At 43.9% G+C, this 14,564-nt stretch carries 15 protein-coding genes; 11 read left to right on the top strand and 4 right to left on the bottom strand.

All coding sequences use genetic code 11. The features are described from left to right. Positions 1–70 precede the first annotated feature (70 nt). Positions 71–628, top strand: a complete 558-nt coding sequence (locus BMX79_RS07215) for a GNAT family N-acetyltransferase (protein WP_091480861.1) — start codon at positions 71–73, stop codon at positions 626–628. Positions 629–697: 69 nt separating this feature from the next. Here the strand turns inward: BMX79_RS07215 and BMX79_RS07210 are convergent, their stop codons facing one another. Then, positions 698–1,027, bottom strand: a complete 330-nt coding sequence (locus BMX79_RS07210) for a hypothetical protein (protein ID WP_091480859.1) — start codon at positions 1,025–1,027, stop codon at positions 698–700. A 117-nt stretch (positions 1,028–1,144) separates the two neighbouring features. Between BMX79_RS07210 and BMX79_RS07205 the strand changes: the two genes are divergently transcribed. Then, complete coding sequence (locus BMX79_RS07205) at positions 1,145–1,570, top strand: hypothetical protein (protein ID WP_091480856.1); 426 nt, start codon at positions 1,145–1,147, stop codon at positions 1,568–1,570. 137 nt (positions 1,571–1,707) lie between these two features. Next, a complete protein-coding gene (gloB, locus tag BMX79_RS07200; RefSeq protein WP_091480853.1) occupies positions 1,708–2,409 on the top strand; it encodes a hydroxyacylglutathione hydrolase in 702 nt (233 codons plus the stop codon). 55 nt (positions 2,410–2,464) lie between these two features. Here gloB and BMX79_RS07195 read toward each other — a convergent pair whose 3' ends face one another. Further along, positions 2,465–2,911 carry a GNAT family N-acetyltransferase gene (locus BMX79_RS07195; protein ID WP_091480850.1) on the bottom strand — a complete coding sequence of 149 codons (447 nt, stop codon included), beginning with the start codon at positions 2,909–2,911 and terminating at the stop codon, positions 2,465–2,467. Between the two features lie 229 nt (positions 2,912–3,140). On the opposite strand from BMX79_RS07195, the gene BMX79_RS07190 reads away from it, so the two are divergent. The 4 genes from BMX79_RS07190 to BMX79_RS07175 all read left to right on the top strand — a co-directional run bounded on the left by BMX79_RS07190 (position 3,141) and on the right by BMX79_RS07175 (position 8,143). Continuing rightward, positions 3,141–3,998: a DMT family transporter gene (locus tag BMX79_RS07190; protein WP_091480848.1), complete on the top strand. Its 858-nt coding sequence runs from the start codon at positions 3,141–3,143 to the stop codon at positions 3,996–3,998. Positions 3,999–4,363: 365 nt separating this feature from the next. Then, positions 4,364–6,643, top strand: a complete 2,280-nt coding sequence (locus tag BMX79_RS07185) for an EAL domain-containing protein (protein WP_091480845.1) — start codon at positions 4,364–4,366, stop codon at positions 6,641–6,643. A 197-nt stretch (positions 6,644–6,840) separates the two neighbouring features. Then, complete coding sequence (locus BMX79_RS07180; protein WP_091480843.1) at positions 6,841–7,713, top strand: alpha/beta fold hydrolase; 873 nt, start codon at positions 6,841–6,843, stop codon at positions 7,711–7,713. A gap of 37 nt (positions 7,714–7,750) precedes the next feature. After that, a complete protein-coding gene (locus BMX79_RS07175; RefSeq protein WP_091480840.1) occupies positions 7,751–8,143 on the top strand; it encodes a VOC family protein in 393 nt (130 codons plus the stop codon). A gap of 25 nt (positions 8,144–8,168) precedes the next feature. Here BMX79_RS07175 and BMX79_RS07170 read toward each other — a convergent pair whose 3' ends face one another. Beyond that, on the bottom strand, positions 8,169–8,654 hold the full coding sequence (locus BMX79_RS07170) for a cupin domain-containing protein (protein ID WP_091480837.1): 486 nt from the start codon (positions 8,652–8,654) through the stop codon (positions 8,169–8,171). A gap of 73 nt (positions 8,655–8,727) precedes the next feature. Then, positions 8,728–9,888: an MFS transporter gene (locus BMX79_RS07165; protein ID WP_218025367.1), complete on the bottom strand. Its 1,161-nt coding sequence runs from the start codon at positions 9,886–9,888 to the stop codon at positions 8,728–8,730. A 283-nt stretch (positions 9,889–10,171) separates the two neighbouring features. On the opposite strand from BMX79_RS07165, the gene BMX79_RS07160 reads away from it, so the two are divergent. The 4 genes from BMX79_RS07160 to BMX79_RS07145 are packed head-to-tail and all read left to right on the top strand — an operon-like array spanning position 10,172 to position 14,376. Beyond that, positions 10,172–11,017 (top strand): MurR/RpiR family transcriptional regulator, encoded by an 846-nt coding sequence (locus BMX79_RS07160; protein WP_091480835.1) that lies wholly within the window; start codon positions 10,172–10,174, stop codon positions 11,015–11,017. 17 nt (positions 11,018–11,034) lie between these two features. Beyond that, positions 11,035–11,907 carry an N-acetylmuramic acid 6-phosphate etherase gene (murQ, locus tag BMX79_RS07155; protein ID WP_246117668.1) on the top strand — a complete coding sequence of 291 codons (873 nt, stop codon included), beginning with the start codon at positions 11,035–11,037 and terminating at the stop codon, positions 11,905–11,907. Between the two features lie 17 nt (positions 11,908–11,924). Next, a complete protein-coding gene (locus BMX79_RS07150) occupies positions 11,925–13,349 on the top strand; it encodes a PTS transporter subunit EIIC (RefSeq protein ID WP_091480829.1) in 1,425 nt (474 codons plus the stop codon). Further along, a complete protein-coding gene (locus BMX79_RS07145; RefSeq protein ID WP_091480826.1) occupies positions 13,342–14,376 on the top strand; it encodes a MupG family TIM beta-alpha barrel fold protein in 1,035 nt (344 codons plus the stop codon). The genes BMX79_RS07150 and BMX79_RS07145 overlap by 8 nt, the downstream gene beginning before the upstream one ends. Positions 14,377–14,564: the final 188 nt, after the last annotated feature.

The raw sequence follows: 14,564 nt of genomic DNA, 5'->3' as shown, positions 1-14,564 counted from the left end.
AGAAACAAGAAAAAGATAGATCCTTACTAAGAATTTAAGCATCTTGAAAAATATCATGGAGGCATGTGACATGAATCATTGTGGAACGCAGGAGATAGAATCAGAACGGTTACTATTGAGGAAATTTGAAGAAAATGATGCAGAGTTAATGTATAAAAACTGGGCCAATGATACTGAAGTGACGCAATTTTTAACATGGCCTGCACATGAAAGCAGTGACGAGACGCGTTCTCTGCTGAAAAACGGGATTTTAAGCTATGAGGACCCGGATACATACAGATGGTGCATAGTATTAAAGGAAACCGGAGAACCGATCGGAAGTATCAGTGTAGTATCGATAAGCACAAGGGTAGAGTCCGTTGAGTTAGGATACTGTATTGGAAAAGAATACTGGAATAAAGGATTCATGACTGAAACACTAAAGGAAATCGTCTTCTTTCTATTCAAAGATATTGGTGTTAATCGTATTGAAGCTCATGTAGATCCAAGAAATGCGGGCTCTGGGAAAGTGCTTGAAAAATCTGGGCTTACATATACAGGGCTTAGAAGACAGGTAGCCATAAATAATACAGGCCTCTGCGATATCATGACATATGAAATTATACGACAAGATTATTCTTCATTATAATATTTCTGGCTCTGTTGTTAAGATAACTTTTTTCGAGATTTTGTTTACTAATAGAGGAAGGACCTGACCTTACTTCTTTACTCTCAATTGAGCATAAGATCTAATACTGAAGATGTTGAGTACAACGGTGACAAGGAGAAGAATACCGGCTACCCAAGTCAGTACGGAGCTGGTATCAAGTAAGGCTCCCCAATCTTGAATCTGGACCAGGTGATTGTTATACAAAACATGAAACCATAGGGCAACGGTACAGAAGGTAAAACTGCTCAAAACAAGTAGCGACTGATTGTAAGTTCGTCTGATCGGTCGGACAATTTGATAAACTGGAATGGCCCAGGCTAACAGTCCGAAAAACAGACTGGCCACATTAAGCCACTCATATGCAAATTCTTGAGACATAAGGGATATCCTCCTTCTCGCTGATTTGCTTATAGTATAATCTAAGAAGATAGAAAAGGATACCTCTGATGTGACATTATTTTTAAAAACGTTTGGACTGGGAGGAGATGTTTGGGAATGGATCAGTTGATAAATAGAATAAAGCAGTCACTTCAATTAACTGACGAGTTTTACCTGTTTATTAATGAAGAATGTCTTAAAATGAAAATACCTGATGCTCCATCAAATACAATAGGAGAACAGGCTTATTGTATTATTGGAGCAAGAGAAAGTTATTTAAAAGCCCTGATTGAAGGGAAGTGGCTCGGGTTCGACTGCAGTTTAACGGAGATTGATAATAAGAATGTCGTAGTCGAAGCAATGACGCATACGCGTAATGACTTGAATAACTTTATTGACCGGACCGCCATAAGCCTGTTGGATCTGGATCTTCTGATTGATCTGCACGAACACGAGGTCCAGCACCATGGCCAGCTGATCCGGTACGCCTATGCAAATGAGATAACCTTTCCAGTAAGCTGGAAAGAGCGGTACACTGTTTAAATAAATGGCTGGCAACGATTCATAAGACTAACAGGGAGTAGAAGATAACTAGCCGTAAGCAACAAAACTTTATGGACTATCATGACATATGTAATCATAAGGTAAGGTTATAGAATAGTATAAAAGGAGCGAGTCACATGCATGTTTATCCAGTCAAAGCATTTTCTGATAACTACATTTGGGTGATCGAAGAGGGACAGGAGGCAGTCGTTGTAGATCCTGGAGAATCTGAAGGCGTCATTAAGCATCTGAAAGATAAAGAATTAGTCCTGCATGCGATTATTCTAACCCATGAGCATAATGACCATATCGGCGGGGTGGAAGCTGTTCTTGAAGAACACCCTGGAATACCGGTATATGGGCCAGTGGAAACGAAGCAGCTGGCTGATCATATTGTCAAAGATGGGGACACATTTAAGCTGTTGAATCAGACATTCAAGGTGATGAAAACGGCCGGACATTCGAATGAGCACATCAGTTTTCTGACAGAAGGAGCGCTGTTCTGCGGTGATGCTCTGTTTTCCGGAGGCTGCGGACGAGTCTTTACTGGAGATTATGGTGCACAGTATGAGGCACTACAGATATTTAACACGCTCGATAACGATACTCTAGTGTATGCGGGTCATGAATATACTCAGACGAATCTGAAGTTTGCTCAGTCGGTTCAGCCCGATAATCAGACGATTGCGGATGCACTCAAAGAGGTTGAGGAGAAGAGAGAACAGGACAAACCGACCTTGCCGTCTACTATTGAAAAAGAGAAGGCCATCAATCTGTTTCTCAAGGCGGAGACACTGGAGGACTTTATCAGTCTACGAAAAGAACGTGATGAGTTTTAACTATTAGTAAAATAGTGAAAAAACGTTCAGCGCAACAGTCGCTGAACGTTTTTTCTTAATCTAAAGACAGCCTTGCGATTTGTTCTCCTTCAATAATCATGCCGTCGATCTCTTCAAATCCTAGCCTCTTGTAAATGTCTCGGGCATGAACATTCTCCGGTTCATAAGACAGCGTCAAGGTCTTATGGCTTGGTTCTTTTATTCTGCGGACATCTTCAATGACCAGTCTGACTGCCTGCGTGCCGAATCCTTTGCCTTGATGCTTTTCATCGATCATCAAGCGGGACATCCAGTACTGCTGGTCTTCGTCGTCTATGCCGTAAAGTGTAAAGCCGACCATTTCATCATCGTGATAAATGCCTTTAGCATAAAAGTTGTCGAGGAAATTCAGCTGAGCTAAAGACACGGCATTGGAGGCTACAAATGTCTCCTGGTCTTGTCTTACTTTTAAAGCAATAGCTTTTGTCCAGTTGTCTTTAGTGATCGATTCTAAATGCAGCATATGTATCAGTCCTTCCAGTATCAGTTAGGTTAATGCCTTAAGTATAATTTTTCGCTTGGAAGAAAGCAATCCAATCAGTAATTGGAACTCAGTTGCCTCAAATCTGACTGAATATAAGTAGGATAAGTTGTATATGAAAGATAATTTCCATAGGATTAAAGGAGATAGGTCAGTGTACTATTAGCTTATTCGAAATTGATTTGAATGTAATTACTAGGAGGATACGTATGTGAGTATTGGTGGATTGGGACTGGTTATGATAGCCGCGGTTCTCTGGGGCCTATCCGGAGGGTTAGGTGGCTTCCTGATGGATAGGGGCTGGGATCCGCTGGTCATTGCTTTTTATAGAGGGGCAGTGGGGCTGATTTTCATAGGGATCTGGCTGATTCTCAGGCCTGTAAAATGGAGCAGAAAGATGCTGCTGTGGTCGCTGGTGGCCGGTTTGGGCGTAGCAGGGAACTTTATTTTCTACTTTGTCAGCATATCCGAAGGGAGTATAGCCGTAGCCGCTACTTTAATGTATACGGCACCAATTTTTGTCCTTCTGACCTCCTTCATTCTGCGTCTGGAAAAGCCGACAGTATTCAAGTGGTTGGCTATTTTGAGTGTAACTGTCGGAGTCGTACTCATGACTGAGGTTTACGCTGCCGGATCTGATGGCATCACACCTTTTGGAATAGCCACAGGATTAGGTGCAGGTCTGTCGTATGCACTCTTTCTGTTCAGCTTTAAGCGGGCCTCTTTACATGGCAAGCCGCAAGGTGTCCTGACGGTAGCCTTTCTGACCTTATCTGTTCTGATGCTGTTTGTGGTCGATTATGGGGAAACAGTCTCTGCAGTAACTTCTCCCGACTTGTTCTGGATGATCCTTCTGGGCATCTTTGGAGCCGGCCTGTCGTTTTTCTTGTACATCACTGGATTGAAGAAAACGACGCCAACAGCTGCTTCTGTGTCAGCGATGGTTGAACCAGTGACCGCCTCCCTTTTCGGTGTGCTGGTCATGGGTGAAGGACTGACCCTCCCTCAACTTGGAGGAATGGGCATCATTCTTGGAACAGTAACGATTTTAAGTGTGAAAAACAGCTGATGTTGGTAGGCGAAAGCGGATAGTAGTAAACAGGTTGAGTCATTTTTTAGAAAGTCATTCGGTTACGCAGGTGACCACTTCTTTAAAGAACAAAATGATGACTACAATTAGGAAAAAGTCAGATGATTCGCTTCAATCATCTGACTTTTTTGTGTACAGTAATGAATCAGAAAAGGCTCTAAAGGAAACGGTGATATAAGTATTAATATGATGTGACAATGGAAAATTGACAATAACCGGACAATTTAATTATAAAATTATTACTTATTTTCTAATTAAATATATTTATTTCTTATAAGTCTATTAATAGGGAGTAGTAATTGTCGATTATAAATATACAAGTATACACAAATAGAGGTGAGAGCATGACGTGGGCTAGACGGAACCGACCTATCCTGTTTTTTATTTTTTTGAATATGAGCATTCTTGCAGGGTGGCGCTTCTTTTTCAGAGAAAATACCTGGGTGGCTGGTTTGGGTATTACTATCCTTCAGACACTGGCACTTATATTCAACTTTTATTACCTTTATCAAGCTTCGAAAAAGGAAGTGACCCGATTTAAATATTTTTGGAGGCTGCTCAGTGTGGGCACGCTGATATACTTATCCGGAAATATTACCTGGCTTTTTCCTCAGATCATGTCAGGTCAGCCTGTTAATTCAGCTATCGAATTTACTTTGTGGCTTATAGCGTATGTGGTCTATCTGGCGGCACTTATTTATCGGGTCTGGGCTTCTGACAGAGCATCTTTCAAGCAATACTACCATTTCAATATTGCTGTATTTATGGTCATGCTGTCGTCTGTCATTGCTTATTACTTAGTGGATTCGGCGTGGGACTATACGAATAATTCTATAGTCATGACCCTTGTCACACTTGCTTACCCACTAATCAATCTCAGCTCATTTTTTATGATAGCTATTTTATATTATCTGGTTCAGAAAAACAGAGAAAACAATAAGATCCTTTTCCTGATTGCCGGATTTTCTTTCACCATCAGCGCTGATTATGTGTATACCTATCTGGAAATGAACGGGAGTTATTATCCGGGAAGCGCGCCGGATTATTTATGGCTTTTCGGTCTGTGGCTTATTGGACTCTCCGCGTATTATGTAAAAAAAGAGAACGAACAGCAGCTCTTCAATATCAGCAAGCCTGTCAAACATGCAGATATGATGATGCCCTATATCGTGACACTGATTCTTATCGGTCTCGTTATAGACAGCTACAACTGGCAGTTGAACGCACTCAGTCTTGGGGCGTTAGTTATTATAGTGATGATTATCGGAAGACAAGTGTATGTTCTTAGGCAAAATGATGAATTGATTGAAGAATACAGTTATTTAGCTCATCATGATTCCTTGACTGGACTTAAGAACAGAGTTAGCTTCAAAAAAGAGCTGGATGCTGAAATGGCTGTCAGAAAAGATAACGAGATTGCTCTGCTGATGATCGATCTGGACCGGTTCAAAATTGTCAATGATACACTTGGTCATCAAGTTGGCGATCTTCTGCTGAAAAAAATTGCGAACCGGCTGCTTCAGATAATGGAACAGGGGATGCAGGTCTTCCGTCTGGGTGGAGACGAGTTTGCAGTCATTATTTCCCGGCCGAAAGATGATGTATGCGAGAGAATTGCGAATAAGATCCTGCTAATTCTACAGGATCCGTTCTCCGTTGATGGGCACGATATCACCCTGACGACCAGTATTGGAGTCAGTATGTATCCCGAAAACGGAAAGACGTATGAGGAACTGTTCAGGTTTGCAGACACTGCAATGTATCTGGCTAAAGATAAAGGAAAGAATGGCTTTGAGTTTTTCAATGAGCAGTTGAATCAGATCATGTCCCGACGAATGACCATAGAAAATGGGTTGCAGAACGGACTGAGAGAGGGGCAGTTCAGCTTACATTATCAGCCAAAAGTTGATTTGAAGACACGTCAGATTATTGGTATGGAAGCTCTGCTGCGCTGGAATCATCCTGAACTGGGAGAAATCTCTCCTGTTGAATTCATACCGGTTGCAGAAGAAACCGGGCACATCATTGCAATCGGTGAATGGGTGATCAGAGAAGCCTGCAGGCAGAATAAAAGATGGCAGAGAAAAGGGCTGCCATTTCTACCAGTTGCCGTCAATGTCTCAGTTAAACAATTTCAGAACGGCAAACTGTTGTCTTATATAAAAAGGGTCCTTCATGAAACTGGAATGGAATCCAGATATCTGGAACTGGAAGTGACGGAAAGTATTATGCAGGATATTCATCAAAGCTCTCCTGTCCTTCATGATTTAAGAGAGATGAAGATCAGCATATCGATCGATGATTTTGGTACGGGCTACTCATCGCTTCACATCATCCAGAAACTGCCGGTCGATACGATCAAACTGGACAAATCTTTTATTGCAGAAATGGAAGAGCCGAGTCAGCTCGCTTTCGTCAAATCCCTCATCGCATTAGGCGAGAGCCTTGATCTGGCAGTAGTGGCAGAAGGAGTGGAGACCGAATCGCAGGTTAATAAACTGCTGGACAGCCGGTGCCGCATCGGTCAGGGCTACCTCTTTTCCCGCCCAGTTCCGGTAGATGCTTTTGAAGAGATGATGAAAGATACATTGATAAATAGAGAAATAAGAAAACTTGGAACGTAACAGGAAAAGGCAAAGGAGATTATCTTTTGCCTTTTTTTATAAGCTCAAAAAGGTAATCTTCAGGGGATAAGATATTGCTTATAATTATGGTTCAGGCAAGTGTTATGAGTGGAGTAGAGAGAGCATTTAAAATATGATTAAGGTAGTGAACAAATTAGCTGATTGAATAATAATGAAAAGAAGCAGGGAGGAAAAAGATGGAAGCGTTTGAACATGAAACGGTCAATGTAAACGGGATAGACTTGCACGTGGTTCAGCACGGGCCTAAAGACGGAGAAGTAATGCTCTTTCTACATGGTTTTCCAGAATTCTGGTACGGCTGGCATAAGCAGATCGACTATTTTGCAGCTGAAGGCTACCGAGTCTGGGCGCCTGATCAGCGGGGCTATAATTTAAGTGATAAGCCAGAAGCTGTTGAAAACTACGAGATGACTCATTTAGTTGATGATGTAGTGGGACTGATCAAAGCCTCTGGAAAATCTAAAGTCATACTGGTCGGACACGACTGGGGCGGTATTGTCGCATGGCGTGTAGCCAGAGAATACCCGGAACTCATTGAAAAAATGATTATTCTTAATGCTCCTCATTCCGGTGCATTGAAGAAGCAGATTGCCCGACACCCTGGTCAGCTGTTGAAAAGCTCATATATTCTATTTTTCCAGCTTCAAGGAATTCCTGAGCAATTTCTCCTGTCTTCAGACGGAGAGAACGCAGCCGGTGCACTGCAGATGACCAGCACGCCGGGTGCCTTTTCGGGTCAGGATCTCGAAGCCTACCGTAAAGCGTGGGCTCAGCCGAACGCCATGCGGTCCATGCTCAACTGGTATCGGGCTAATGCGAAGAGTATGGCCTCATCGAATCTGCCTAAACGCGTGAAGGTACCGACACTGATTCTATGGGGCGCTAAGGACCAGTTTCTCGGAAAAGAGATGGCTGTAAACAGTCTGGACTTCTGTGATGATGGACGGGGTATCCTTCTCGGCGAAGCGACGCACTGGCTCCATCATGAAGAACCGGAACAGATCAACACCCTGATCGGCGAATTTGTTGACGGGCATATGGACAGATAACTCACACATATTAAAGAAGAGGAAAAGGTGAACAGATATGATCAAAGGCATACATCACAAGGGCTACCATGTCGTGGACATGGAGAAGACACTGGATTTTTATTGCGGCAAATTAGGGTTTGAGCGGGCTTTCGACTTGGATACAGATGAAGGAGACCCGTGGATCGTCTACGTCAAAGTGGCTGACCAGTCTTTTCTGGAGTTTTTCTATGACGGATCTGTAGAGAAGAAGAATCAGCTGAACCACATTTGCTTTGTCGTGGATGATATAGACGGCGAGGCAGAGCGTATTAAAGAGCAGGGCATCCCGTTCGTTCAGGAGGTATCCAAAGGGAAAGATAACAATTACCAGTTCTGGATTCAAGATCCAGACGGCAACTACCTTGAATTTATGCAGCTAGAACCTGATTCCCCGCAAATGAATAGTTGAATTGAAAAGCTAGCCTATGACACCCTTATTCAGGTAAGGTGTCGTAGGCTAGTTTGTTTATAATATCAGAATGGTCAGGATAAGTCTTTAACAGATCGTCTTTAGTAAAGAGTTTGAATTCAGAAAAGTCAAAGCCTGGAATGACTGCACAGCTGACCAGTGCGTAGCCTTGGTCAACAGTCGAACCAAAAATGGTTCCGGCCGGCACGGTATGATGCAAGTGCTGGTTGGTTTCCAGTCCCAGGGTGGTCTCAGTATATGCCCCTTCTGGAGTCAGAGAATGAACCGTGAGTGGATTGCCGTCGTGAAAGAACCATAGTTCATCAGATGACAGCCGATGAAAATGAGACGGGTTGTCCTCAGTCAGTAAAAAATAGATGTTTGTATATAAGGGCAAGGATCTGTCCGGCTTATTGTACTGGTCGTCGGACAGATCCGTCTGCCGGTAATAGCCGCCTTCGGGATGTGGCTGCAGATCGAGCGCCTCGATCCATTGCTGAGCGGTTTTCATTGGATGACCTTCTTTCAGTATAGTATTCATCTGGGTATAGTTTACCATGGACAGGTTACAATTGAAGCAGGGTTTACGAGTTCTTCTGATGCGTCCTGTCGATCAGTATGGTCAGGACAAACAGCATGAGGGTCAATACAGCAAGAAAGACTGGAAACAGCTCCATGCCGATCGACTGGAATACTACGCCTAGAAGAGGTGGAACAGCTATGATGCCGACGGAACCGGATGCGACCTGCAGACCGATGATGCTGCTGGAGAGCTGATCACCGAAGCGACGAGGTGTTTCATGCATCATAGTCGGGAAAATCGCTGCACAACCCAGACCGATTAGAGCCAGCCCGACATAAAGCAGCGTATTTGTTCCGAACGCGGTGGATCCGATACCCGCTATCAGCAGGATCATGCTTAAATAGAGAATCTTCTTATTAGACAGCCAGAAGGTGACGAAACCGGAAGCGACCCGTCCAAGCGTCAGACTGGTAAAGAAAATCGACAGGATAAAACTGGCCGTAGCCGGTGTCAGGTCTTTAATACTGATCAGATAGGTGCTTCCCCAAAGGAACACGACTCCTTCAATCGATACATAAATTAGAAAAGATAGAAGAGAGTAACCGATGGCCTTGTTCTTCATAAAGAGTGACGGTGTAAGGGACAGGCTTTCTTCCTGATCCCGGACAGCGGATTCGCTCTGCCACATGGGAAGAGAAAAGAAAAGGACCAGAGCAATAAGGAGCTGTATCCCTGCAATAGTCGCATAACCGACACGCCAGGAGAACTGACTTCTTAGTGTAAACCCCATGATCAGAGGGCCGGCCGTTGCCCCTACACCCCAGAAGGCATGAAGCCAGTTCATGTGGTAAGCCTTAAGGTTTGCTGAAACATAGTTGTTCAAGGATGTATCGATTGCTCCGGCACCTAGTCCCAGAGGCAGCGCCACAACGAGCAGGAAGAAAAAGTGCCGTGATAATGCGAATCCGGCCAGGCCTAAAGAAGTCAGGAGTACACTGATAAAGACGAGCTGGCCTGTTCCCAGTTTTCTGGTCAGGCGAGCGGTCTGTAAACTGGACAGCACTCCGCAGGCAGCTACGGTCATGGAAATGATACCTGCCGCACTCTGCTGAACAGGAAAGTCAGACTGCATTTCAGGCCAGGTGACGCCTAAGAGTGAATCCGGCAGACCGAGACTGATATAAGTCAGGTAAATGATTAATATAAAGACGATTTTCTTCACTTATGTATCCTCCGAAAGATTAATTTACATGTAAATGACAGTGACGGGATCCGATATATAAGGATGAATCTGTCATACCAGATAACTATAGGTAATTCCAAGGGCTTTGTCAAAGCTCATTCTGTCTGAAACATTCTTTCTTGGAAGGACCAAAAAGTTTCATGAAAAATTCATATATTGGAATCGAATACATCATTGTGTGGTACTATGTTCCATATAGTAAGCGTTTCATTGACACTTAGTTTTATACTGATAAGATAAAGGTGAAGAAGGAGATAAGACTATGGCCATAGCAACGATCAGATTAAAAGAATACAAGAAAGTAGCAAGTCCGACAGAAATGGCAGTGATCGATTTCATTTTGAAACATCCTGATGAAGCGAGCAGACTGACAATCTATAAACTTGCAGAGAAGACTTTTTCTTCGCCTTCGACAATTATTCGCCTATGCAAGAAAAATGGGTACACTGGATACAAAGATTTTTCGAAAGACCTGATCTATGAGCAGGCGATCCGGTCAAATTATAAAGAAAAGAATATATCTGATCTCACACGGACAGATGAAGTGGATGAAATTGTCAAGAAGGTCACCCATAAAAATATTCTTTCTCTGGAAGAAACAGCGCAGTTAATTGATAATGATGTGGTCAAGGCAACTGTGGAAGAGATTTTGACATGCGAAAAGCTGTCTATATTTGGTATCGGGGCATCACTGATTGTAGCTAAAGATGCTCAGCTGAAATTCACTCGGATCAATAAAATGTCATATGTCAGTGAAGACTGGCACACGCAGCTCTTGATGGCAAAGAATATGAGCGAAAAAGATGTGGCGCTTATCATTTCCTATTCAGGACAGACTGAAGAAATGATCACGTGTGCCAAGGTAGCTAAAGAGAACGGAGCCAAAATCATCTCCATTACCAAAACGGGAGATTCACCGATCAACCAGATGGCAGATTACTCTCTTTATGTGGCCTCCAGTGAGTTCAGTTTCAGAAGTGGAGCGATGTCTTCCAGAATTGCTCAGCTGAATGTCATAGATATTTTATATACCAGCTTTATTAATAGAATGTATGAACAATCCCTCGAAATCCTGGAGAAAACACAGATCAAGAAGGAGCGAGACTAGTGGTAGAATTAGGAAAAATGGAAACAGAGAAACAGAACCCGAACACGATGAATCTGGATGAAATGAGTATAAAAGAAGCATTGACGATTATGAACAGTGAAGATAAGAAGGTTGCAGAAGCCATTGGGGAGGTGATTCCTGAAATTGAGGAAGCTGTTCAAGTCATTACAACCCAGCTGAAAAAAGGAGGGAGACTGATTTATACTGGCGCCGGCACGAGTGGACGCCTTGGTGTGCTGGATGCGGCGGAATGCCCACCAACTTTCGGTACACCAAGAGAACAAGTTGTCGGTCTGATCGCAGGAGGCCAGCGGGCATTTACAGAAGCCATAGAAGGATCAGAAGACAGCAGAGAAATGGGTAAGGAAGATCTCAAAGCTATAGAGTTAAATGAAAACGATGTCGTCGTGGGACTGGCAGCGAGCGGCAGAACACCTTATGTCATCGGTGCGCTGAGCTATGCGAATGAGATCAGCACGCCGACCATAGCTATCGCCTGCAACAAGAACAGTGCAATAGGAAATGAAGCAAAGATTGCCATAGAAGCGGTCCCTGGACCGGAAGTGCTGACAGGCTCGACTCGTCTGAAAGCAGGCTCGACTCAGAAAATGATTCTGAATATGCTGTCTACTCTATCCATGGTAGGGATCGGAAAAGTATACAAGAACCTGATGGTCGATGTTCAGCCGACGAATGAAAAGCTCGTATCTCGTGCTGAGAATATTGTCATGAAGGCAACCGATGCTGACAGGGAAACAGCCAGAAAAACTTTAGCAGCCAGTGACGGAAAAGTCAAAATAGCCATAATTATGATTTTATTAGATATCGACAAAGACACGGCTGTTAAAAAACTGGAAGAATCACAGGGACACATCAGAAAAGCTTTATAAGAAAAGGAGAATAGTCAATGGTTAAAAACAATGAAACCCTGATTAAAGAAATTGTAGAAGCCGTTGGTGGTACGGAGAATATTAATTCCGCCACTAACTGTATGACGCGTCTTCGTATGAACATTAAGGATAAAAGCAAGATCGACCAGGACACCCTGAAAAATACTGAAGGGGTCATGGGCGTTGTAGACGCTGAAACGCTTCAAGTTGTCGTTGGTCCTGGGAAAGCGAAGAAACTGGCTGACTTACTGATTGAAACCTATAACGTTCCGTCATCTTCAGATTCTTCGAATAACTGGCAGGACAATAAACAGGCTGTCAAAGACCGCCAAAGCCAAGGAAAACTGAAAACGGCCTTGGAAACAATTGCCAATATTTTCATTCCAATGATTCCAGCTATTATTGCAGCCGGTATTTTCCAGGGATTCAGTAGTCTACTTGGAACAATGATGGGAGAAGGAACAATCAGCGGAGAGTTCTGGGATGGCATGCGTATCACGTTTGCCTTAATTGGTAACAGCTTCCTTGGTTACTTTGCAATCTTCACTGGTGTGAATGCGGCTAAACGTTTTGGAGCAACTGAAGCGCTTGGAGGAATGATCGGTGCGGCATCGATCGCTGCCCCACTAGTAGAACTTTCCACTTTAGTTGGACTTTACGATGCAGAAGAGCCATTGAATTCCATTCTTACTACAGGTAAAGGCGGAATCATCGGGGTCATTTTCGGCGTCTATATTTTATCTAAAATTGAAAGAGCGGTACGCAAACGTGTGCCTGATGTACTGGACCTGATCGTCACGCCAGTTATCACCCTGCTCATTACTGTACTGCTGATGGCTTTCATTATTATGCCACTTTCAGGATTCGCCTCAGACTTCCTGGTAGATGCCTTGAGTGTCATCATCGGATCTGAAAATATGTTTGTTAGTGTTCTGTCCGGTTACATTCTTGCAGCGGTGTTTCTTCCAATGGTTCTTCTTGGACTGCACCACGGCCTGATTCCAATTTATGCCATTCAACTTGAAGCGCTAGGCGGCGTATCATTGTTCCCAGTGCTTGCAATGGCTGGAGCCGGTCAAGTTGGTGCTGCGATTGCTATCTTCATCGTTGCTAAAAAAGCCAAGAACCAGCGCCTGCAGCAAGTCATTTCAGGAGCACTGCCTGCTGGAATACTTGGTATCGGTGAACCACTTATCTACGGTGTCACATTGCCTTTAGGTAAACCATTTATTACAGCTGGTCTTGGTGCCGGATTCGGTGGCGCTTATGTCATGCTGATGGGCGTTATGGCGAATGCCTGGGGTCCTTCTGGATGGGTCGCTCTTCCGCTGATGCAGGGGAACGGCATGCTGCACTATGGAATCGGCATCCTGCTTTCTTACGTTGCCGGATTCATCATTACCTTCCTGTTCATAAAAGCTAAGGACATTGAGCATGTCTAAATCTTTAGGATTCTCGGTCTATGTTTCCCATTTCGAAAAACAGAAGCCGGCTCTTGAACAGTTAAAAGGAAAAGGCACACCTATTTTCACCTCACTTCATATGAGTGAAGAAATGACTCGGGATTATGTCAATAAAGTTGAAGACTTGTGTCAATGGCTGGCGGAGAATGAGTTTTATGTGATCGCAGACGTCTCACCGGTTACGATCGAAAAATTTAATGAGCAGTCATTGAACACCTTAGCTGAACGTCTTCACCTGAACAACGTCCGGCTCGACTACGGGTTTGATCTGGATACGATCGAACTGGATGAGGCATTGGATCTGACATTCAATGCTTCAACAGTTCGGGAGACTGACAAACAGTTTTCAGACGCCCTATATATGCACAATTTTTATCCAAGGCCGGAAACAGGGCTGGAGCCTGAGCAGTTTGTCAAAATGAACCAGGCGATTCGAGCTGCTTCAGGCAGATTAGGAGCCTTCATAACGGGGGATGAGGAGCCTAGAGGGCCGATATACGAGGGACTTCCGACGCTTGAAGCACACCGGTCACAGTCACCATACGCACAGTATGTGGATCTGGTGAAACGGTATGACATAGATAACGTATTTGTGGGAGATGTCAGACTGTCTGACGAAGAGCTGGATTTAATTCTGGCGTATAGCAGGGACGGTCTCGTCCGGCTTCCTGTTAAGTTTTCTAGGGAGAACCGCTATCTGTATGATCAGCCGTTTACAGTCCGGGTAGATTCTCCGTCGACACTTATTCGTGTGCAGGAGTCACGTGAGTATGCCCAGCCGGGGAGAACAGTGAGTGCGGCGCATACTACATCACGAACAAAAGGGTCTGTGACTCTGGATAATGAAGGCTACAAGCGATATTCGGGGGAAGTTCAGATAACGAAGAAGGATTATCCAGCTGATGAGAGAGTCAATGTCATCGGTAAGATAGCAGACAACCATCTGCTTCTTCTGGACAATCTGTCTAACGGAGACCGATTCATGTTTGTGGAAGAAAATGATTAATGAGGTAAACCAGCATCCTGCCCGGATGCTGGTTTTTTCTATATTAGAGCATTGGTGAGAGAGGTCGAGGTGGGGCGAATGGTTCATATATGGAGATATGGACCATTCGCTGCCGGATAAAATTGGTTAATGGATCATAAACGAAGATATGGTCCATTCGGCCTGAATTTTTTTCGTGAATGTACCAT

The organism is Alkalibacterium pelagium (assembly GCF_900109325.1).
GTDB classification, from domain to species: Bacteria; Bacillota; Bacilli; order Lactobacillales; family Carnobacteriaceae_A; genus Alkalibacterium; species Alkalibacterium pelagium.
This window is presented reverse-complemented; position numbering and strand designations above follow the sequence as displayed.

Excerpts from the sequence above, each read along its gene's own strand:
- BMX79_RS07215 (WP_091480861.1), top strand. The coding sequence starts at position 71 with ATGAATCATTGTGGAACGCAGGAGATAGAATCAGAACGGTTACTATTG.
- BMX79_RS07210 (WP_091480859.1), bottom strand. The coding sequence starts at position 1,027 with ATGTCTCAAGAATTTGCATATGAGTGGCTTAATGTGGCCAGTCTGTTT.
- BMX79_RS07205 (WP_091480856.1), top strand. The coding sequence starts at position 1,145 with ATGGATCAGTTGATAAATAGAATAAAGCAGTCACTTCAATTAACTGAC.
- gloB (WP_091480853.1), top strand. The coding sequence starts at position 1,708 with ATGCATGTTTATCCAGTCAAAGCATTTTCTGATAACTACATTTGGGTG.
- BMX79_RS07195 (WP_091480850.1), bottom strand. The coding sequence starts at position 2,911 with ATGCTGCATTTAGAATCGATCACTAAAGACAACTGGACAAAAGCTATT.
- BMX79_RS07185 (WP_091480845.1), top strand. The coding sequence starts at position 4,364 with ATGACGTGGGCTAGACGGAACCGACCTATCCTGTTTTTTATTTTTTTG.
- BMX79_RS07180 (WP_091480843.1), top strand. The coding sequence starts at position 6,841 with ATGGAAGCGTTTGAACATGAAACGGTCAATGTAAACGGGATAGACTTG.
- BMX79_RS07175 (WP_091480840.1), top strand. The coding sequence starts at position 7,751 with ATGATCAAAGGCATACATCACAAGGGCTACCATGTCGTGGACATGGAG.
- BMX79_RS07170 (WP_091480837.1), bottom strand. The coding sequence starts at position 8,654 with ATGAAAACCGCTCAGCAATGGATCGAGGCGCTCGATCTGCAGCCACAT.
- BMX79_RS07160 (WP_091480835.1), top strand. The coding sequence starts at position 10,172 with ATGGCCATAGCAACGATCAGATTAAAAGAATACAAGAAAGTAGCAAGT.
- murQ (WP_246117668.1), top strand. The coding sequence starts at position 11,035 with ATGGAAACAGAGAAACAGAACCCGAACACGATGAATCTGGATGAAATG.
- BMX79_RS07150 (WP_091480829.1), top strand. The coding sequence starts at position 11,925 with ATGGTTAAAAACAATGAAACCCTGATTAAAGAAATTGTAGAAGCCGTT.
- BMX79_RS07145 (WP_091480826.1), top strand. The coding sequence starts at position 13,342 with ATGTCTAAATCTTTAGGATTCTCGGTCTATGTTTCCCATTTCGAAAAA.